This is a genomic window from Desulfothermus naphthae, from assembly GCF_054657475.1.
Map to the genome: position 1 here is coordinate 810,148 of NZ_BAAHYQ010000001.1, position 20,727 is coordinate 830,874.

The following is a 20,727-nucleotide window of genomic DNA, read 5'->3' on the forward strand; positions in this document are numbered from 1 at the left end:
GCCCATACTTAAGGGATAACTTTTTTTAACACATTAAGGAGATCATTTGGTTTAACTGGTTTTACTAACCATCCTGTTGCACCTGCTTTTTTGGCTTCCATCTTCTTTTTTTGTTCTGATTCTGTAGTGAGGATAAGAATTGGTGTAAATCTACAAGAAGGTAGTTTTCTAACATGTTTAATAAAGGTGAGGCCATCCATGATGGGCATATTATAATCAGTTATAATGAGGTTTGGCTTTAAGCCTGATTTCAATTTATCAAGGGCTTCTTTTCCATTCTTTGCCTTTTCAGTCTTATAACCCGCCTTTTTTAAAATACTTTCTACACTCATAAGTATTGTTGGAGAATCATCAACTAAAAGAATGGTTTTCATATACCCATCTCCCTTTAAATTTTATTTCTCTCCAATTAACAAATGAATCTCTTCTGTAAGTAAATAATAATCCATTGAGCCTGCACTTTTTGGAGCATAATATCTCACAGGAATACCAGCCAAAAATGCCTCTGCAAGTTTTACATTTGTCCTTATCCCCCTGAGCATCCTGTTTTTGCCAAAGACCTTAGTTAATTCCTCTATAACTTTTTTGTGCATCCCTATTCTTTTATTCACCATCACTGGAACCAGCCCGAGTAACCTTAAGTTTGTATTATACTTAACAGCTACCTTGTAAAATAATTTTGCCATCTGTTTTACTCCAACTGCTGCCAGAAAATGGGGCAAAAAAGGGATAAGCACAACATCAGATGCTACCAGGGCTGACAACATAAAAATATCAAGTGTTGGGGGCGTATCTATTATAACCATATCAATATTATTTTCTTTGATATATTTATCTAAACTCCTTTTTAAGAGATCAACCTCAATTTTTTTTTGAGGATTATTAATAAAATTTACATCAGATGGAGCTAAATAGAGATTTTCAAATGAAGTTTCATAAACTGCATCTTTTAAATCAAAGTTTTTATCTTCAAATAGTTTATGAATATAGACTGGAAAGTCCTTTTCTCCCTTAAATCCAAGTCCCCATGCAAGGTGTCCCTGGGTATCTAAGTCTATGAGAAGGGTCTTTTTGCCCCTTGCAGCCTCTTCTGCCCCTAAATTTAACGCAGTTGTGGTCTTTCCAGTCCCTCCCTTTCTATTTGCAATGCTGATTATAGTCATTTATTAAAATACGTTAGTCAAATTAGGTTATAAATATTGTTACAACTTTTTATTTTTTATTTCCTCTAATATATCTTGCACAGAATATACATCCTGCCAATTATGTCTCTCTTCTGTATAGTTGCCACTGCCCTTTTCAAATTCTTGTATAAATCTTATAAAATTTACTACTCCTAATTCTTTTGCTAAAATTTGATATCCTTTACGTTGAACTTCTATGTTGCTTTGATAATTATCCATCTCTTTCATATAAAACCTCTTTTAAAAATTCTAATGGATTCATTACTCTTATTTTCAAATCTGTTATTTCTTTAGTTCTTCTTAAAAATTTTCTATCCACTGTAATTAATAAATCACATTTAGTTTCTGCACATGCTAAATGTAAAGCATCAAATGATTGTAGCCCAAAATCCTCAAAGTATTTAGCCCGTTTCTCTATTCTTTCATCTATTTCTATTTTGTCTTCTGCAATACTTTCTATAATTTTTAATCTCTCTCGCCTTAGTATATCAGGCGTTTTATTTATTTCAAATTCTAAAATTTCACTTGATACCAATATAAAAATCTTCTTCTCACATAAAGAAATAATAATTTTTATGGCTTCTGATTCTATATGAACAGTTGGATTGCTTTGGTCATCAAAAGGTCTATTAAGACAACAACAATCTAAATATAACTTCATTTGTTATCATCAATAATCAACCTGCATTCGTCAACAAAAAACACATTTAACCTAACAGCTTCCCAAAAAATGACTCTTTATCTAAATTTAACAATGTAGGTTTAAAAAAAAGTATTGTCTGAAAGATAGCTGTATGGATGTGTTCTGTATTTTTTAAATCTACCTTTGGATCTTCTGTGTTTTTTATCCACTCAAAAAATTCTTCACCTTCTTCTATTGTACACACATCATTTAAATAAGCTGTATCATTTTCATAAACTATAGCCATTTTACAAGCTCCTTAGGATTAATTACAAGTAATACCCTGCCATCCCCAAGCAATGTTGCACCACTATATAAGGTGTATCTTGACATAATGCCTTCTAAAGGCTTCAATACAATATCCACTCCTTCATGAAACTTATCCACAACTATTCCAAATTCTGTATTTTTCACTTGCATAATCAAGATTGCCACTTCTTCATCATCTGTATTATGCTCACTTAAGTCAAGTCCCAATATATTGTTTAAGCGATAAATAGGAATCAATCTATCCCTTAACACTATTGTTTCTTTGTTTTTAATAAATTTTATATCCTGTTTTGGTATCTTAACGGTCTCTGCAACATTTTCTATTGGAAAACCAAAGAGTTCTTTACTTACTTCTACCATTAATATCCTGGTCACAGCCATAGACAAGGGGAGATTTATCCTCACTGTTGTTCCCTTGTTTCTCTCACTAAATACAGTTATACTACCCCCAACATTTTCAACCATATTTTTCACCACATCCATTCCAACTCCCCTACCTGATAGGTCAGAAATCTTCTCTGCAGTGGACAGACCTGGTGCAAAGATATATTGAAGTGCATCTTGATCAGAAATAGTATCTAATTGTTCTTCTGAGATAAGCCCCTTTTCATAGGCCTTTTGTTTTATTTTTTCAACATCTATTCCCTTTCCATCGTCTATAACTTCAATTATTACCTGATCTTCCAGAGGAATAGCCCTCAGTGTAATTGTTCCTTTTTCAGGTTTTCCTAAAGATTTTCTCTCATCAGGTGGTTCTATACCGTGGTCAATGCTATTTCTAATAAGATGTACAAGGGGTTCAGCAAGGTCTTCTACAACTGTCTTATCTGCCTTTGTATCTTCACCTTCTAAAACCAGTTCAATCTTTTTGTTTAATTTTCTACTAAAATCTCTGACCAATCTTGGAAATCTCTGGAACACATGGGACAGAGGGACCATTCTAATCTGCATCACCTCATTTTGCAAATCTTCACAAATCCTGTTTATAGTTGCATACTGAAACTTAAGCTCCTTGCTAAGCTCTTTACTTCCAAAGATTTCCTCGGCCTTTTTGGCAAGATAGGGTAATGAATTTTTGGCAACAACAAGCTCGCTCACAAGTTCCATTAAAGAATCTATTCTATGTTGGTCAACCTTTAAGACCTTGATCTCGGTCTTGGCATGAGGTTTGACCTTCTGGACCTTTTCTACTGCTGGAGCACTAGACTTTAGGTCCTGATCTTTTATATGGTTATCTTTTGCTGGCTGTTCATAAATTGTCTTTGAAGTAACTGCTTGTTGAGCTGGCTCTTCAACACCCTCTAACCCTTTTAGAAAATCTTTTATTTGAGAAAGTTTTGATATAATCTCTTTAGTATCTGAGAGATCTATCCCATCTATTCCTGACAAAAGTTCTTTTTTACCTAAACTGATAAGCGACCTTTTAACAATCTCTATAGCACTCAGTATCCTCCCCTCTTCTAATTCAGGACTTAGGGGAGGAGTATTTAACATCTCAATCTGGGAATCTAACAATTTTAGGGCAAATGATAAGTCTTGGAAATCTACTTCTGCTCTTGTTTTTGTTGATACCTCTTGTTCTTCAGCTTCTGTAACTTCAGGAGTTTCTTTAACTTCTACCTCTATGTCTTTTATCTCTTTATTAAATTCATTGGTATTTATTGCATCTATAAAACATGAGATATATTTATTGTACTTATCATCATTTTTTTCAATTATGGCTTGCATCCATTTTAAGCAGCTATAGGGAAAACTTTCACTTGATACAATTTCAAGTGCTACCTTAATCTGTGAGCTAATTGCATCTAAATCACCTGCCTGTAATTTATTTTTGGCTTCTTCTACAAAGGATTCCAAAAGATTTTCCTCTAATATTTCGCCTGCTGGATAGATAATCTCATCTAAAGAAAAGCTCTCAATTTTTATCTGATCTTCTACATATTGATAATGTTCCTTTAGTTCCTCTAAAGGAGCACAGGATATAGCCATAAAATTGAGACGATTTATAAATGGATCAAATTCATCTGGATCTATTTTTTCTTTAAATTTAACACCACACCAAAGCAGTGAAGGGGTATTTTTAATTGTCAATAAGGGATCGTCTCCTGTAAAAAAGCAATTCTCATCAGCCAGATAAGTTATTGCATAAATCTCATCTGTATCTGCTCTTTTAAATATTTCTCTCCTCTCATGATCAGGAATTTCTTTAAGCCAGGGTATGTCCACAGGTTTATCACTTTCAGATTTTTCTTCTGTTTCTTCTTGAGCTATATTATCTTTCAAAAACCCCCTTAACTTTTCTTTATACTCCTTTGCCACTTCTTCTGCATCAGGGCTAATATTTTCAGATTCTTCCAATTCGTCTAGCCACGCATTTATTTGATCAAGCAAATCTAAAAGCACATCAATCATATCAGAGGTGAGTTTCATGTCTCCACTTCTCACTGCATCAAGGACATCTTCTGCTGCATGTACACTCTCTGTTAAAGGGGCCAAAAATTCAAAAATACCCGAAGATCCTTTTAGGGTATGCATTGCCCTGAAAAGGGAGTTTAAAATTTTTGTATCTTCCGGATGTTCCTCTACTTTTAGAAAATCCTTACTTGCCTGTTCAACAAGTTCTCTAGCTTCATCTATAAATTGTTTTAATAATTCGTCCATGTCCTTTCTCCATTTTTAGGAGCTAAAATTAAATGATCAAAAGATTTATCAGACACGTAATGGTTTCAGGCCTTATAGGTTTTACCACATAAAAATTCGCACCCACTTTATATGCATTAATTTTATCTTTTTTCTCTGCCTCTGTAGATATCATAATAACTGGTATGTCTTTAAGCTCAGGATTTTTCCTCATCTCTTCGAGGAGTTCATACCCAGTCATCTTAGGCATGTTTATATCAACCAGCAATAAATCATATTTTTGGTGCATGAGTTTTTCCAATGCCTCGAGACCATTTATGGCCTCATCTGTTTCTATTCCTAAATTTTCAACCATTTGTCTTTCATACTTTCTCACAGTTACTGCATCATCTACAATTAATATCTTTTTCATGAGCATAAGTCCTGTTTAAAATGGTTTTTGATAAACAATTCCCTGTTTAAATTTCCTGACCTTAAAAAGAGAACATATTCTACTCATTGATTCACTGTGTCCTAAGAAGATAAATCCCCCAGGATTCATTGCATCATAAAATATCTGTGCGGCCTTTAGTCTTGATTCATCGTCAAAATATATGAGCATATTTCTGCAAAATATAACATCAATATAACGATATTCTTTATTCTGTCTGGGATCAAATAGATTAAGTTGTCTAAAATCTATAGTTTCTTTTAAGTCATCAATTATTTCATATCTATCATTGGACAATTTTTTAAAATATTTTTTTAAAAGGTGTTTTGGCAAATTTTTGACGGAGCGATAGTTATATATCCCCTTTTTTGCCTTATCTAATACATCAGTATCAATATCTGATGCAATTATTTCTACATCCACTTCATCTATAAGAGGCCAATATTCCAAAAGATATATTGCAATTGAATAAGGTTCTTCACCTGATGAACATGGAATAGACCAGATTCTAATTACTTCGTCTGCTTCTTTGTATTCATAAATTTCATCTAATACATTCTCTACCAGACATTCAAATTGATATTTTTCCCTGAAAAAATAGGTCTCATTTATAGTAAGCAGATTTATGAGATTCTGGATTTCATCACTGGATCTATCAAACCTTATAAAATTAAAATAAGAACGAAAGGAAGAATGTCCTGTTTCCTCTATTCTTTTTATAATTCTTTTTTCTACAAAGTCTTTTTTAGAGTCCGGGAAAAATATACCTGTTTTTCTATAAAAAAACTGCCTGAATTTTTCAAAATCAGACTTTGTAAATTCTATATCCATTATATTCTACCTCTTATCTATCCATCTTTCATACTCGTCAAAATACTATCTACTGTAAAATCAATATATGGGTCATTGAATTTCTTTTTTACTGCAACAAGATCCTCTTCCATATCTTCTGTAGCAATATCAGAAATGGCATCAAGGGCGGTTCCCACTACATTGATATGATCATCATTTCTAATCACTTCAATTAGCCATTTAGGCACATCTGAATGTTTGAGCCATTGAATAATATTTATGGCAAAGATCCTTGTATCTGGGTCCGGATCTTTTAAAAGTTCATTGACATGATTTGAAACCAAATCAGGCATGGACTGAAGTGCCTCAATGACCTTATTTCTGAGGGCTGCGTCGTCTGATTTAAGCAAGGGAATTAGTCTCTCTCCAATAGGAGGCCTTTTGATTTCCATAAGTGATGATAAAATAGCATCTTGAACCGAGGTATCTTTTTCCTTTTCCAGTCTATCACATAAAAGGTCAATAGCCTTTTCACCATATTGGGCAAGGTCTCTAGCTGCCCATCTACGCTGTGTCCTATCACCTTCATTTAATTGTGCAACAAGTCCCTCAAAATCCCTTGGCTTTTTTCTTTTTTCTTTAGTAGTCTCCACTGTCTTTTGTTTTGAAGCCTTTTTAAGTGCCATATTGAATCCCTCTCTTTATACAATTATTTTTGCCCATTTAATTAACTGGTCTGCTATTTTATAGCAGGGCAAGACTTTATCTGCCCCATCCCTTTCAATAAGCTCTTTAGGCATACCAAATACTGCTGCGGTTTCTTCTGATTCTGCTATGGTTTTACCTCCTAAATTTCTAAGTCTTGCCATCTGCTCTGCCCCATCATACCCCATACCAGTCAAGAGCACTCCTATGGTCCTTTTAGGGTCAAAGACCTCTAAAGCTGACTGGACCATCCTGTCTACACTTGGATGCCATAGGTATTTATTACTCGGAGGAACGCTCGTTCCAATTAATCTCTTGAGTTTTTTTCCAAGTTCTATATCTGCATCTCCTTTTCCAATGTAAATTCCACCTTGTTGGATGGGCATGGTCTTTTCTAAATGTAAGACAGATAAACTGCATTTTCCATCTAATCTTCTTGCAAAAACTTTAGTAAATGATGCTGGCATGTGTTGTGCGATTACAACGGGGAATGGATAATCTGAGGGCAAGGATGTGAGTATCTCTTCTAAATTCCCAGGCCCTCCAGTGGAGGAACCAATCAATACCAATCCAAGCAGGTCTGCACTTGGGCTTAGCTTTGTCTTCTTCACAACTTTTTTCTCTTGTCTTAAGATTTTTCGCCTGGAACTGGTAGATGTTATCCTGTCTCTAATTCTAGTTCTAACAACGGATTTTATCTTTGATATAAGTTCGTTTTTTATTTCCTTTATATTTAATGAAACAGTGCCTCCAGGTTTTGGAATATAATCAACTGCCCCAAGTTCCAATGCTTCAAACGTGGCCTGAGCGCCTTTTTCTGTTAAAGAAGAAACCATAATAACTGGCCTTGGAAATTCTGTCATGATATAACTAAGACAGGTAAGACCATCCATTACAGGCATGTTTATATCAAGGGTTACCACATATGGATCTACCCTCTTTATTTGTTCCAAGGCATCTTTTCCATCCCTGGCAGTGTAAACCTCAAACCCTGCCTCTTCCAACATCTGCCTAAGATATTTCCGCATCAGGGCTGAATCATCTACCACTAATACCTTTATGTTTTTCATATCTTTTCCTTAATCATCATTTTGAGAGGAAAATTCCCCATCTCCTAAAAGCTTTTTCACATCAAATATTAATACAATCCTTCCTTGATCCTCTATATTTATTAATTTTTTAATAAAACCACCACTTGATTCCACTATATCTGGTGCATCTTCAATCTTGGATTCTTCTACTGACAAAACTCCAGTTACAGAATCTACTATAAGTCCTGTTTTTGTATCTCCAGTAGTTATCACCAGGATCCTCTGGAAATCATTTCTATTTTCTAAAGGTCTTTTGTGTAACCTCTTTCTTAAGTCGATCACGGGCAACACCGCGCCTCTTAAATTTATCATCCCTTCAATATAATCTGGTGTATTGGGAACAACATTTATTTCTTCAGGTATTAAAATTATCTCCTGGATATGATCTATAACTATTCCAAATTCTTGATCCTCTAACATAAAAGTAACTAGCTGCACCTCTTGGTCAGAGGTATCTTCTTCAGTCTCTACTTCTTTTCTATCTTCTTTTGTCCTTAAATCTTCAGTGGAAGAAAGCGCCTCTTCTACATCTGGATGTTTAATAATTTCCTCAATAGAAAAAATAGATATTATCCTTTTGCCCTGGTCTAACTGACAGATTGCCTTGATTTCTTTACAGGAATGTGTAGAGGATATAAGCTCTGGCACTGGATATAGGTTTGAGCCTACTTCAATTATCTCATGAATTTTATCAATAGCAAGTCCAATAGGTTCTGTTTTGTCGTGAAAATCTGCCTCCATCACCAAAATTTTACTTTGTTCTGGATCTAAGTTACTCCTTAGTCCAACCAGCTCTCCGAGATCTATCAAGGGCAAAATCCTATCTCTATAATTTATCATTCCAAGCAATGTAGAATCAGCATTAGGAACCTTGTGGATTTCATCTTCTGGAAACTTTATTATTTCTTTTACATCCTCTATTTCAAATCCAAATTCCTGAGATTGTATAAAGAAACTCACAATCTTTTTCTCTTCTATATCTTCGTTCTCTTTGTCTTCACCCTGCATTATACTTTTTTTATCTATCTCATCTATGTTTCCTTGCTCCTGACCAAAAACAATATCTGAAAATTCATTTTTTATGAGTGCTTCAATATTTATTAGCTGAATTAAATCTTTGTCTGAATATTTTATAACTCCTTTTAAATATTCTTTAATATTTTCAGACTGAGATTTTAAAGTATGACCATCTTCTATTCTATCTGGCATAACTTCTATTACCCTATCCACTTTATCCACTATTATTCCAGTTGTAAAACCAATATTAATTATAATAGCCCTGGTATCTTCGTCAATTTCTGTATTCTCCATGTTAAATATCCGTCTAATATCTATTAGAGGGAGGATACTTCCTCTGAGATTTGTGAGTCCTACAAAAGAAGGTGGAGTCAGAGGTACCTTCACTGTTTGAGGCACCCATATTATCTCCTGCAAGATATCCATATCAAAGGCAAAACACTCATCACCCACAAAAAAGGTCAAAAACTTTCTTAGTTCATCTTCAATAGAGGGCTCAATCTCATTTAAAGTCTCTTTTTTTTCTTCAACAACAGTGACCATAATTATGCCCCTTATTTATTACAAATTTTGCATCTCATCTGCAATAGAAGCTATTTCCTCTGCGGCAGCTGCAAGTTCTTCAAGGGCCTGAGTCTGAGTTTGGGCTGAACGTGTTGCCTCTTCAACTGCTGCTGCAGCTTCTTCTGAAGCTGATGCAATCTCACTTGCTGCCTGTTTTACTTCTCCTAGAGAATTAACTGCTGCCTGGGCAGAATCTTTTAATCTGTTATTTGCATCCTCCAACTCCTTTACCCCTTCAACCAATTCCTTTAATTTAGCAGCAGCTGCCTGTGATTTTTTTACCTCTTCCATACCTGCTGAGACTATGGTTGCCAATTCATTACCCATTACAATTATTTCGTCCTGAATAGATTTTATTAAATCCTTTACCTGATCAACATTTTCAGCTGAATCAGCAGCTAAATTTCTTATATCACCTGAAACAACGGCAAAACCTTTGCCATATTCCCCAGCCCTTGCAGCTTCAATAGAGCCACTTACAGCCAGCATATCTGTTTGAATCGCAATAGTACCAATAGTTTCTACTATTTTTTCCATTCCTCTCACTATCTTGTCAAATTCCTGAAGGGTTTCTTTATTTTTCAAACTATCTTGCAAATTATCTTCAATGGCCTTTAACATCTTATTAATTTTTTCTATTGTCTCTTTAAATTTTTCAACTATTTCATTTGTCTTTTGTGCACCTTTTTCAGCCAGATCAAGGATCACCTTATTATTTTTCTCAAGTTGTTCAGTTGCTGAGGCTAGTTTCTCAGTAGCCTCACTTTGAATTTCAGCTCCTTTTTTAATCTGTTCAATGGCAACATTTATTTCTGATGCAGCCCTGTAATTTTCTTCTATTGCAGCAGAAAGCTCTTCAGCAGCAGCAGCTACCTCCTCTGCACTCTTTATTATATCAGTACTGTTCTTAAGGTCTTCACTTATTTCCTCTAAACTTGCTGAGGCCTCTTCACTTTGTCTCAAAGCTTTTTTCTGCTCTTCTATGTTTGATAATGCTTCTTCACATGCAGCAGATTGTTCTTCAGCAGCAGCAGCTACTTCCTCTGCCATCTTTAAGGCATTTTGAACCGCATCCAAGGCATCTGCCGCCATTTTCTGAACCTTAACAGCATCTTCACAAAGCAAATTTATCTCCTGCTTTTTTTCCTGAAGATCAGCTACTGTTTCATTGGCACCTTCAGCCTCTTCTTTTACCTCTTGTGCTGACCTCTTAATTCCCTCAACTAAAGCGCCTATTTGGGTTTGAATCTTATCTACAAGCTGGGCAATATTAGTAGCACTTTTTTCGGTTTTTTCTGCAAGATTTCTCACAGCATCTGCAACTACAGCAAATCCTTTTCCATGTTTTCCTGCCCTTGCAGCCTCGATTGCAGCATTTAGGGCCAAAAGATTTGTCTTATCAGCGATCTTTATTACAACCTTTACTGTATCATTTACTTTTTGTGCCTGCTCTTCCATCTCAGATATCTTTTTTACAGTTTTCTCTTGCTCTTTGGCAGCATTATTTATCCCCTTAGCCAGATCCAAAATAGCTGCAGACACTTCTTCTAAATCCTTTGCTACCTTTTCTCCTATCTCTTTTGACTGAAGGGCAATATCAGCTTGATCCTTAGTCATCTTCAATAATTGATTAAAAGAAGAGACCAATTCTTGGGATGCACCGCTTGCCTCTTCAGCTCCTGCTGTTATTTGCTCCATTGCCTTTGCCATCTCATCAATAGAGCCTATAGCTTCTGTAAGTCCACTGGCAAGCTCAGTGGAAGCAGCAGCAATCCTCTCAGCAGCCTGTTGTTGCTTGGCCAGGGTCCGTGCCCTTTTTCTCTTTTCCTCTGCTATCTTTGATGTAGATGGAGCACTAGGACTACCTTGTTGTTTTTTTCCTACTGATACCTTTTTAAGAGGCATTTTCCCCTCCTATGAAAAATTTTAAGGTTTTCAACGTGTTAAATAACGTATGGGCAATTTATAGATAATCTTTACTTGATTTATCCAATCATATGCATTGAAAAAAGATAGTAAACTTTTATTTTTTTGTCAAAAAGGGACTGGCGAATAATACTATGATGTTCAATGTTCAACGTTCAATGTTCTATGTTCAAGAACCTAGAATAGGAATAGGGACAGGCAAATAATACTTGACTTTAAAAGTTCAACGTTCTATGTTCAATGTTTCAAAAATGTGAATTTAAAACTTTGAACCTAGAACATTGAACAAAAAACCTTTTCCCCAGAAATCTGCCACAGATAACAGACACATACATAAGGAGTTTTGTTATGCCAAGAATAGCAAGGTTTTTAAAAGAAGATGAGCCTACAGTATATCATGTAATATCCCGGACATCTCTGGATGGTTTGCCATTTAGAGATGAAGACAAAGAATTTATGCTTGAGCTTATAAAAAAATGGAGCAAGATATTTTTTGTGGATGTGTTAGGATTTGCCATAATGGGTAATCATTTTCATCTTGTAGTCAGGATATATCCAGAGTCTAAAGTATCTGATGAAGAGGTAAGGGAGCGGTATAAAAGATTGTATGGGGCAAAAGAAATTGGTACTGGAATTGATTTTAAGAGGTTAAAAAAGAAGTTGTGCAGTTTGTCGTGGTATGTGAAGGAAATAAAGCAGGAATTTAGCAGGTATTTTAATAAGAAATATAAGAGGCGAGGGACATTGTGGGGAGAGCGTTTTAAAAGTTTGATTGTGGAAGATGGATTAACTTTAGTAAATTTGCTTGCCTATGTTGATTTAAATGCAGTTCGAGCTGGTATAGTGAAAAGGCCAGAAGAATACAAGTGGTGTTCCTTGGGTTATCATATACAATCAGGAAACAAAGATGATTTATTGAGTATTGATTTTGGTTTGAAGGAGTGGAATGAGCTTGATGGGAAAGAAATAGTAAGGAAATACAGGGAATATGTGTATGAGGTGGGAGCAATAGATGGTGCGAAGGGTGTTCCGATAGATGAAAATATAGAGAAAAAGGAAAGAAAGAAAAATTTTCACTTAAACTCTACTGAATTATTCATTTATCGATGTCGTTATTTTTCAGATGCGGGGGTACTTGGGAGTAAGGATTTTGTTCAGAGAGTTTTTTGTGAGATAAGGGATTTGCTGGGTTCAAAAAAGGATAGAAAGTTTGTGCCAGTGCTAAGAGAGTTTGGGGTGTATTCGCTCAAAAGGTTACAATGAAGGTGGGAATATCGTGATTTGTGAATATGGGACATAGAACATCGCTCAATGGCTGGGAGATGTTAAATATTATCCCGCACAACTTGATATAATAGAAACAATTTGATATAAATTACTGTGCAAAAGAGATGTTGCCCAAAAAAGTTGGATACATTAAATGATTGGTTAGATGTTTTAACCAACCTAAAATAATGAGTTCTTAAATGGAGTTAGGGAAAAAGGCCTGTTTCTTGTTAATGACAATGGCTACACCCTTACATTCAGGTCTTCTATGAAGTAAACAAAACAATTGAATATAAAACAAAATAATCCTAAAGGAAATGCGGATATTTAAAAGAGTAATAAGAACAATTAAGGATGATGTAATTCGGATAATTGAACTTACCTCATTAGCTGAAGCCTCTGAAATTATATAATAAAGATATTAAAGCCTTCAGGAATTTGAACAAGAATATAAAGTTACTTTTTCTCCAGTGTTACTCCAAAGCGAGAATCACCTGGTCACCTGATCAGAAAAAGATTGTCTGGGTGTGATGCGGAAAAACAAATTATATCAAGTTAACATGATAAATTCTATTTTAATTTTTTAAAAATTTGTCGTGACTTTTGGATGGCGTTACATTTAATATATCCCCGAATCGTGCAAGCACGTCATATTTCCTATCCACCATCCAGAAAGGTTTAAAATATTTTTTATTAAGGAGCTAAGTTAGATGTACAGAAAAAGTCCTCACATATCTATTCCAAATGTCAAGTTAATTGAGCGCGTGCTTAGTATATCAGAACAAGATATCTCCAAGTGGCCAGAATACACAAAAGAGACAGTGGAGAGTTTGTGCTCTGAGATTTTTTTAATACGCTACAATCCATACATTCCTTCTGAAGTTGTTTACAAAAGTGTGTTTAAACAGCTTGAAGATGAGCGTGGTGTGTTAGACGAAGATGTATATAATATCCTTGTTAAAGGTTTCAAGAGATTTTGGGAAGAGTATTTAGAAGATAGGGTCTTTAGAAAGAAAGTAATATCCAGGCTTAAAAAATATATAGATCCTGAACACATATACACATCTCCCAACCACCTTGTAGAATGTTCCACCGATGCAACTGACCTCAGGGTAGAACTTCCAATGTGTGTGGTTGCTCCAGCAAGTACTGAAGAAGTGAAAAAGGTAGTTGAGCTTGCAAATGAGATGAAGTTTTACCTTGTTCCTAGAGGTGGTGGATCTGGACTAACTGGTGGAGCTATCCCCTGTCGGCCCCGTACTGTAATCGTTAGTTTGAGTAGAATGAAAAAGATTTTGGATATAAACAAAAATTCTATGACTATGTGTGCCCAGACCGGGGTAATTACCCTTAATGCTGCAAAAGAAGCAGCCAAGTATGGACTTCTTTTCACAGTGGATCCAGCATCAAAGGCATCATCCTCTATTGGAGGAAATATTGCTGAAAATGCAGGTGGCCCTTTTGCCTTTGAGTATGGAACTACCCTGGACAATATTTTGAGTTATAAGATGGTTCTGGCAAATGGAAAATGTATTGAAGTTAAGAGAAAAGCACACCCCAGGCACAAAATCCTGCCCCAGGAGGTTGCTGTATTTGAAATCTATTCTGAAGACAAAACCTTGATTGATGTTGTTGAGCTAAAAGGAGACGAGATAAGGGGAACTGGCCTTGGTAAGGACGTTAGCAACAAGTATTTAGGAGGACTTCCAGGGGTCCAAAAGGAAGGAGTAGATGGGATAATCACTGAAGCCTGTTTTGTACTCTATAAAAAACTCCCATTTTCCTCTACCCTCTGTTTGGAGTTCTATGGAAAGACCATGGAAAACGCCATGCTGGTGATCAAGGATCTGGTGAAGTTAAGGGATGATATAAGAAAAAAGGGCGATAAGGTTAAGATGTCTGCCTTAGAAGAATTTGGGGCAAAATATGTGCAGGCAATAGAATATAAAAAGAAATCAAAATCATTTGAAGGAGATCCAATATCTGTTTTACTTATTCAACTAGATTCTGAAGACAAAGAAGCCCTGGAACAAATCACACTACAAGTGGCAAAGATTGCAAAACAACATGAGAATGTGGATGTATTTATTGCAAGGGACGCAAAAGAGGCAGAAATATTCTGGGAAGATAGGCATAAATTGAGTGCAATTGCCAGGCGTACCAGTGGTTTTAAGATAAATGAAGATATTGTTATACCAATAGAGGTTATCCCTGAGTTTTCTAAATTTTTGGAAAAATTAAACTTATATTATGCAGCCCTGGCCTATAGAGATGCCTTACAGGAAGTATTAAAGATAGATGGAGTAAATCCAGGTGATGAATTTATAGATATGGAGATCAATTTTGCATCTAAGATATTAAAGGGAAAGATTGATGTTGCTAAACTTCCTGAACAAGAATTTATGCTTCAAATTCATTTTTTCTTCAGGGATTTAAAGAGTAGATACCCAGCTCAACATCAGGAAATTTCTACTATAGAACAACACATGTTAAATACAAGAATAACCATTGCAAATCATATGCATGCTGGTGATGGTAATTGTCATGTGAATATCCCTGTTAATTCTAATGATTCCAAGATGATGAAGTTGGCAGAGGAAGCAGCATCAAAGGTATTTGAAAAGGTGCTCTCATTAGGTGGTGCAATCTCTGGTGAGCACGGCATAGGGATAACAAAGATAAGTTATTTAGATGCAAAACGCATTGAAGAACTCAAAAAATATAAAGAAAAAGTGGATCCAAATAATATCTTTAATCCAGATAAGCTAACTAGAAGATCCCTAAATTTTATTCCTTATACCTTTTCTTTTAATAAATTAATTGAAGACCTCAATAAAACATCTATTCCTTATAAGGATAAGCTAATTTTTATCTTAAAAAATGTTCAGATATGTTCAAGGTGTGGAAAGTGTAAACAGGTTTGTCCTATGTATTATCCTGAAGAAGGGTATGTTTATCATCCCAGAAATAAGATAATCTCCATGGGAGCTCTACTGGAAGCCTATTATTATACCAAGATTGTAGAAAATAAGCCCAATAAAAAGTTGTTAAAAAGAATAAGGGTGATATCTGAAACTTGCACATCCTGTGGCAGGTGCATGGAGATCTGTCCAGTAAAGATAAATACTGGTGAACAGATTTTAAATTTGCGGGCCTTTTTAGAAGAAAGGGCAGTCTCTGGTCACCATCCAATAAAGGCCTCAATACTAAGATATTTAACTGAAAATAACGATTATCTTCCAAAGGTCACAAAAGTGCTGGCTCTTGGACAAAAGATACAAAATAGTATTATAAAGGCAGTTCCTGAGAATGTAAAAACAAAATTTAAGCATCCTTTACTCTCAGGTCCTGGTCCAAACCTGGGCATAGCAAATCTCTATTCTAAGCTAAAAGCAAAGAAAAATAATTATTTTGCCTCTTATAGTTATATATTCAACGATGAAGTATTCTATTTTCCTGGATGTGGAGCAGCATTGTTTTTCCCAGATATTGGACTTGCCTCTGTTTATTTACTCCTTAAGTTTGGCTTTAAGGTGGTGATCCCAAATGAACATATGTGCTGCGGATATCCTTTACTTGCTACTGGTTTGAGTGAAGAGTATGAAAAGAATAAACTCAGAAATATTAAAAGGATAACTGCAACAATTAAAACTCATAATATCATGAATAATCCAGAAATAGTGGTGCTTACCTCTTGTGGTACCTGTTTAGAATCTATATCTTCTTATGGGCTGGAACATTTTCTTGAGAAGGATACAAAGATTTACGACTGCACACAGTTTTTAGTGGAAAAAATCATAAATAAAGGACTTTGTTTTCCCTTTAAGGAGAAACTAGAAACAGATTTTCTTGTGTATCATCAGGCATGTCATGTGGAATGGTCTGGGGTGCCTAGACTAAAGTCTGCTGATATATATAAAGAAAAACTTGAAAAGTTGTTTGGTGTAAATATCAAAATAAGTCCAGGTTGTTGTGGAGAAAGTGGGCTAGGAGCACTTACATCTCCTGCAGTTTACCACACACTAAAAAAGAGAAAGAAAAAACAACTTGAGCTGGACTTAAAAGATTATAGAAAAGAACTTCCAGTCCTTGTTGGATGTCCTTCTTGTAAAGTTGGACTGCAAAGAATATTTGCAGAAAAGGACCATAATCGAGAAGCTCTACATATATTGGAATTTTTGGCCTATCTAGTTGGTGGGAAAAAATGGAAAAAGGAACTAAAATCAATTTTAAAGGGTTAATGGGTGGATGGGTTAAGGGGTTAATGAGTTAATGGGTTAAGGGGTTGTTAGAAAAAAATTAAATGTGGAGGAAGGGAGTGAAAGTTACGGTAATAATAGAAAAAGATGAATTTGGATACTATGCTTATTGTCCTGAGTTAAAAGGCTGTCATACACAGGGAGATACTTTAGAAGAAGTTTTAAAAAATATTAAAGAAGCAGTAGAACTTTATTTAGAGACTTTAGACCAAGAAGAGAAAAAAATTTTATTAAATAAAGAAATTTTAACAACTTCTTTAGAGGTACCAATTGCCTAAACTACCAAGACTAACTGCTGTTGAAGCTGAGAAATTATTATTACAAGCGGGTTTTAAATTGATTAGAAGTAAAGGAAGTCATAGGATTTATATGAAGGAAGATAAGCGATTTGTTTTGCCTTTTCATAGCGGAAAGATATTACATCCTAAAATTGTAAAGCAATTATTTGAAATTATTGGTGAAGAAAAGAAAAATTTAATCTAACAAACCACTCCAGCGGACGGGCTATTGCCCGCCGCTGAGTTTGGTCGATGGGTTGAAGGGTTGAGGGGTTAAACTCAACAAACCCAACAAACAGAGGTATTTGGTTTAAGTGGATTAAGTTGAATGAAGGGATTTTTTGATGAAATACCTGGCTATAGATTATGGGCAAAAAAGGGTGGGTCTTGCCATATCAACTAGCGATGAAAAGTTAATTCTGCCCTATAAGACTTTGACCTACACATCAAGGAAAAAATTAGTAAGTGATATTACTTCCATAGTTGCGACTGAAAATATCCAGAGGATAGTCATCGGTCTTCCCATTGGTATAAATGGAGAAGAAACATTAATAACCAGACAGGTGAAAAATCTTGTAAGGGATTTGAAAAAAAAGTTAGATGTGCCTGTAGATTTGGTAGATGAGTCCTACAGCTCCTATAATGCAGATAGGACCCTTAAAAATAGGGGCATGTCTGCAAAAAAAATAAAAAAGGTCATAGATCAACAGGCCGCAGTTGACATCTTAAATACTTATTTTTCATCCAAAAATCCATGAGAGAAAAATTAAAACATACTCTATATAGTTTAATTTTGCTCTGGTTGTTTATATGTTTAGTTTTTGTTGTGGGAATTTATTATTATGCAAAATATTTATGGAACTGTCCAATTGATGAAAATGGTAGACATGTAGTTTTTAAAGTAAAAAAAGGAGAAACTTTTAAAGATGTTGTAAACAGATTGAAAAAAAAGGGTATTTTAAAAGATACCAAACTTTTTTATTTAATGGGCAGACTCACAAAGGCTGAAAACAAAATAAGGTCTGGAGAATTTTTGATAAACAGGAGGTGGAGCCAGAAAAGACTGCTCCAATACTTAATATCTGGTCCGCCATATCTGCATAAAGTCACCATACCCCCAGGAGAACCATGGTGGTCAGTTGGAAAGTTATTCGAGAAAAAAGGGATTTTAAAGTTTTCTGATTTTAAAAAGGTGATCTTTGATAGGGAGTTTTTAGATAAAAACAATATCCCTGGCCCTTGTGCAGAAGGATATCTGTATCCCAATACATATTTTTTTGAAAAAGGTGTGAGTAAGCGACATGCAAGGGAAGTTGTTGAGAAAATGGTGGATGAATTCTGGCGCCAGGTGAAAAAACATGTATGGAAAAAATTCCTACCAGAGAGTCACGAAATCTATAAAATAGTCATTCTTGCATCTTTAGTTGAAAAAGAGGCAATGTATGATTTTGAAAAACCCATTATTGCAGGAGTATTTTTAAATAGACTCAAAAGAAATATGCGTCTTCAATGTGACCCTACAGTTATTTATGGTTTAGGCCCTGAATTTATGGGAAATTTAAGGAAAAAGGACTTGATAGAGAAAGATAATCCTTATAATACTTACCAATATAAAGGACTTCCCCCAACCCCTATATGTTCTCCCACTGTTTCATCTATCTTGGCCGTAGTCCATCCAGCAAAACATTCCTATCTCTATTTTGTTTCAAAAGGAGATGGAACCCACAAATTTAGTACTACTTTAAAGGAACACAACAAAGCAGTGTATAAATACCAGATTGCACCTCATAGAAAAAATGTTCATAAATAAAAGACATAAATGGTTGTTTGTTCAACTGCCGGTAGTTTCCCATGACTTAAGAGAAAATTTCGCACATGTCCCTTATACATCCTCTTTATTATCCTGTTTTTTGAGAAGTGTAATAAAAAATATTGAGATTATTTGGTTTGATAAAAAAATAGAAACATTTGGCTCAGATAGTATGATAATTAAAACTATAGTGGATATAGAGCCAGATGTAGTGTGCTTTAGCTTATATCTCTGGAATGTAGAAAGGTCTCTTTATATTGCCAGGAAATTAAAAGAAATACTCCCTGACGTTTTAGTTATAATAGGAGGTCCAGAAGTAAATTTAGACAATGAATTTATATTAAATGTAGGTGGATTTGATATTGGTGTAATTGGTGAGGGAGAATTAGTCCTTACTGATATTGCAAATAAACTGGAATTTATTAAATTAAAATTAGATTTATCAAATTGTTTAAATGATGTAAAAATAGTTGAACAAAAGATATTTTTATATGGCAGATCTATTGCTCTAAACAAAATTCCATTGGTCTATATGGATACTGATTGTATTTCTTATGATGGTTCAATCCTAATTGAAACCCTAAGAGGGTGTGTACATAAATGTAAATATTGCTATTACCATAAAAATTTTAAAAAAATAAGATATTTTCCCATTGAAAAAGTCATCTCTGAATTAAAATGGGCAAGGGACAAGGGCGTAAATGAGATAAGCTTTATTGATCCATCCTTTCTTAGAAGAAAAGATTCAAAATTATTTTTGAAGAGATTGCATGAGATATTAAATAGCTTTAGTCCAGATATTTTTTGCGAATTAAATGCAGAAGATGTCTCAACGGAACTTGCTGAGTTACTTAAAAAAATCAACGTAAAAAAAGTAGAAGTGGGATTGCAGAGTATAAATGAGGTTGCCCTGCACCTAATAAACAGAAAGTTTAATAAAAAGGATTTTGTTTCAGGAATAAAGGAATTAAGAAAAAGGGAAATAGATATCCTGCTGGATTTGATTGTAGGACTTCCTGGAGATGGAGTTAGAAACGTATTAAAAGGAGTTGATTTTGTCTTAGAAAATAAACTAGCAGACCAATTTGGCATCTATCCCTTATGTGTTTTGCCAGGTACTGAACTCAGGTCAGAATCAAGGAAATTGGGCTTAGATTATACTAATAAGCCGCCTTATCTTGTAAAAAAGACAAAAAATATGAACCAAGAAGACATTAAAGAGACATTTCTCTTAATAGAAGATAAAATAGATATAGATTTGTTCCCAAGGGAGTTTCCCTTGCTATTTCCTGATGAGTCTTATTTATCTGATAACAATGTATCTCCCATATATCTTTTAGATCTACAAGATAGGGGCATTGATATAAATGATTTTGCGTTAAATTGTTTAGACAATCTAATGTTATCTATAATGATTCATATATCTGATGTTGGCTGGCTTTTAGATGGAGAAAAATTTTTAAGACTGTACAATCTTATTTTGTCCAAAAATCCTTTTATACTAATTGATATTGTAATTGAGGAGCAAGAGATATATGGACTTACATTTGAAAAAATTGTGGATATTTTTAAAAGTGTGCTATGTGCAAGGGATATGTACATGGATAGGGTCTATGTGGATACAATAGATCCAGTAAGATCAACTCAGGTGTTTCTTAAACTACAAGGGCAGGGAGATAATCTTGCCCTGGTTTCAATTCCATCTACCATCTATTCAACTCAACAAAGCACTTTTTGGTTTCAGATATATGGCCCAGAAGATGTATATTTAGAAGAATATTTTTTACCTAAAATTTGCATCATAAGATAATGT

Annotated in this window: 19 protein-coding genes; 7 read left to right on the plus strand and 12 right to left on the minus strand. The window is 34.7% G+C overall.

Annotated features, from left to right (window positions below):
• Window positions 1-8: 8 nt before the first annotated feature.
• From ACYQ1E_RS03890 to ACYQ1E_RS03945, 12 genes are read right to left on the minus strand one after another with little or no spacing between them, the layout of a single operon-like run.
• Window positions 9-374: a response regulator gene (locus ACYQ1E_RS03890; RefSeq protein ID WP_459875514.1), complete on the minus strand. Its 366-nt coding sequence runs from the start codon at window positions 372-374 to the stop codon at window positions 9-11.
• A gap of 21 nt (window positions 375-395) precedes the next feature.
• Window positions 396-1,163 carry a ParA family protein gene (locus ACYQ1E_RS03895; RefSeq protein ID WP_459875516.1) on the minus strand — a complete coding sequence of 256 codons (768 nt, stop codon included), beginning with the start codon at window positions 1,161-1,163 and terminating at the stop codon, window positions 396-398.
• A gap of 39 nt (window positions 1,164-1,202) precedes the next feature.
• Window positions 1,203-1,412 carry a hypothetical protein gene (locus ACYQ1E_RS03900; RefSeq protein WP_459875518.1) on the minus strand — a complete coding sequence of 70 codons (210 nt, stop codon included), beginning with the start codon at window positions 1,410-1,412 and terminating at the stop codon, window positions 1,203-1,205.
• Entirely contained in the window at window positions 1,396-1,845 is a 450-nt protein-coding gene (locus ACYQ1E_RS03905) for a PIN domain-containing protein (RefSeq protein WP_459875520.1), read from the minus strand. The genes ACYQ1E_RS03900 and ACYQ1E_RS03905 overlap by 17 nt, the downstream gene beginning before the upstream one ends.
• A 46-nt stretch (window positions 1,846-1,891) precedes the next feature.
• A complete protein-coding gene (locus tag ACYQ1E_RS03910) occupies window positions 1,892-2,113 on the minus strand; it encodes a hypothetical protein (protein WP_459875522.1) in 222 nt (73 codons plus the stop codon).
• On the minus strand, window positions 2,104-4,797 hold the full coding sequence (locus ACYQ1E_RS03915) for a chemotaxis protein CheA (protein ID WP_459875524.1): 2,694 nt from the start codon (window positions 4,795-4,797) through the stop codon (window positions 2,104-2,106). Before ACYQ1E_RS03915 ends, ACYQ1E_RS03910 begins: the two co-directional genes overlap by 10 nt.
• 28 nt (window positions 4,798-4,825) lie before the next feature.
• Window positions 4,826-5,188 (minus strand): response regulator, encoded by a 363-nt coding sequence (locus ACYQ1E_RS03920; RefSeq protein WP_459875526.1) that lies wholly within the window; start codon window positions 5,186-5,188, stop codon window positions 4,826-4,828.
• Window positions 5,189-5,203: 15 nt separating this feature from the next.
• Entirely contained in the window at window positions 5,204-6,037 is an 834-nt protein-coding gene (locus tag ACYQ1E_RS03925; protein ID WP_459875528.1) for a CheR family methyltransferase, read from the minus strand.
• Window positions 6,038-6,054: 17 nt separating this feature from the next.
• Window positions 6,055-6,684: a HEAT repeat domain-containing protein gene (locus ACYQ1E_RS03930; RefSeq protein ID WP_459875530.1), complete on the minus strand. Its 630-nt coding sequence runs from the start codon at window positions 6,682-6,684 to the stop codon at window positions 6,055-6,057.
• Window positions 6,685-6,699: 15 nt separating this feature from the next.
• A complete protein-coding gene (gene cheB / locus ACYQ1E_RS03935; RefSeq protein ID WP_459875532.1) occupies window positions 6,700-7,773 on the minus strand; it encodes a chemotaxis-specific protein-glutamate methyltransferase CheB in 1,074 nt (357 codons plus the stop codon).
• 9 nt (window positions 7,774-7,782) lie between these two features.
• A complete protein-coding gene (locus ACYQ1E_RS03940; RefSeq protein WP_459875534.1) occupies window positions 7,783-9,354 on the minus strand; it encodes a chemotaxis protein CheW in 1,572 nt (523 codons plus the stop codon).
• A gap of 18 nt (window positions 9,355-9,372) precedes the next feature.
• On the minus strand, window positions 9,373-11,280 hold the full coding sequence (locus ACYQ1E_RS03945) for a methyl-accepting chemotaxis protein (RefSeq protein WP_459875536.1): 1,908 nt from the start codon (window positions 11,278-11,280) through the stop codon (window positions 9,373-9,375).
• Between the two features lie 369 nt (window positions 11,281-11,649).
• Between ACYQ1E_RS03945 and ACYQ1E_RS03950 the strand changes: the two genes are divergently transcribed.
• The 7 genes from ACYQ1E_RS03950 to ACYQ1E_RS03980 all read left to right on the plus strand — a co-directional run bounded on the left by ACYQ1E_RS03950 (window position 11,650) and on the right by ACYQ1E_RS03980 (window position 20,724).
• Entirely contained in the window at window positions 11,650-12,564 is a 915-nt protein-coding gene (locus tag ACYQ1E_RS03950; protein WP_459875538.1) for a transposase, read from the plus strand.
• Between the two features lie 713 nt (window positions 12,565-13,277).
• A complete protein-coding gene (locus ACYQ1E_RS03955) occupies window positions 13,278-16,808 on the plus strand; it encodes an FAD-binding and (Fe-S)-binding domain-containing protein (RefSeq protein ID WP_459875540.1) in 3,531 nt (1,176 codons plus the stop codon).
• Window positions 16,809-16,885: 77 nt separating this feature from the next.
• Entirely contained in the window at window positions 16,886-17,104 is a 219-nt protein-coding gene (locus ACYQ1E_RS03960) for a type II toxin-antitoxin system HicB family antitoxin (protein WP_459875542.1), read from the plus strand.
• Complete coding sequence (locus ACYQ1E_RS03965; RefSeq protein ID WP_459875544.1) at window positions 17,097-17,309, plus strand: type II toxin-antitoxin system HicA family toxin; 213 nt, start codon at window positions 17,097-17,099, stop codon at window positions 17,307-17,309. Before ACYQ1E_RS03960 ends, ACYQ1E_RS03965 begins: the two co-directional genes overlap by 8 nt.
• Before the next feature lie 139 nt (window positions 17,310-17,448).
• On the plus strand, window positions 17,449-17,862 hold the full coding sequence (gene ruvX, locus ACYQ1E_RS03970) for a Holliday junction resolvase RuvX (RefSeq protein WP_459875545.1): 414 nt from the start codon (window positions 17,449-17,451) through the stop codon (window positions 17,860-17,862).
• Window positions 17,859-18,914: an endolytic transglycosylase MltG gene (gene mltG / locus ACYQ1E_RS03975; RefSeq protein WP_459875547.1), complete on the plus strand. Its 1,056-nt coding sequence runs from the start codon at window positions 17,859-17,861 to the stop codon at window positions 18,912-18,914. The genes ruvX and mltG overlap by 4 nt, the downstream gene beginning before the upstream one ends.
• On the plus strand, window positions 18,901-20,724 hold the full coding sequence (locus ACYQ1E_RS03980; protein ID WP_459875549.1) for a B12-binding domain-containing radical SAM protein: 1,824 nt from the start codon (window positions 18,901-18,903) through the stop codon (window positions 20,722-20,724). The genes mltG and ACYQ1E_RS03980 overlap by 14 nt, the downstream gene beginning before the upstream one ends.
• Window positions 20,725-20,727: the final 3 nt, after the last annotated feature.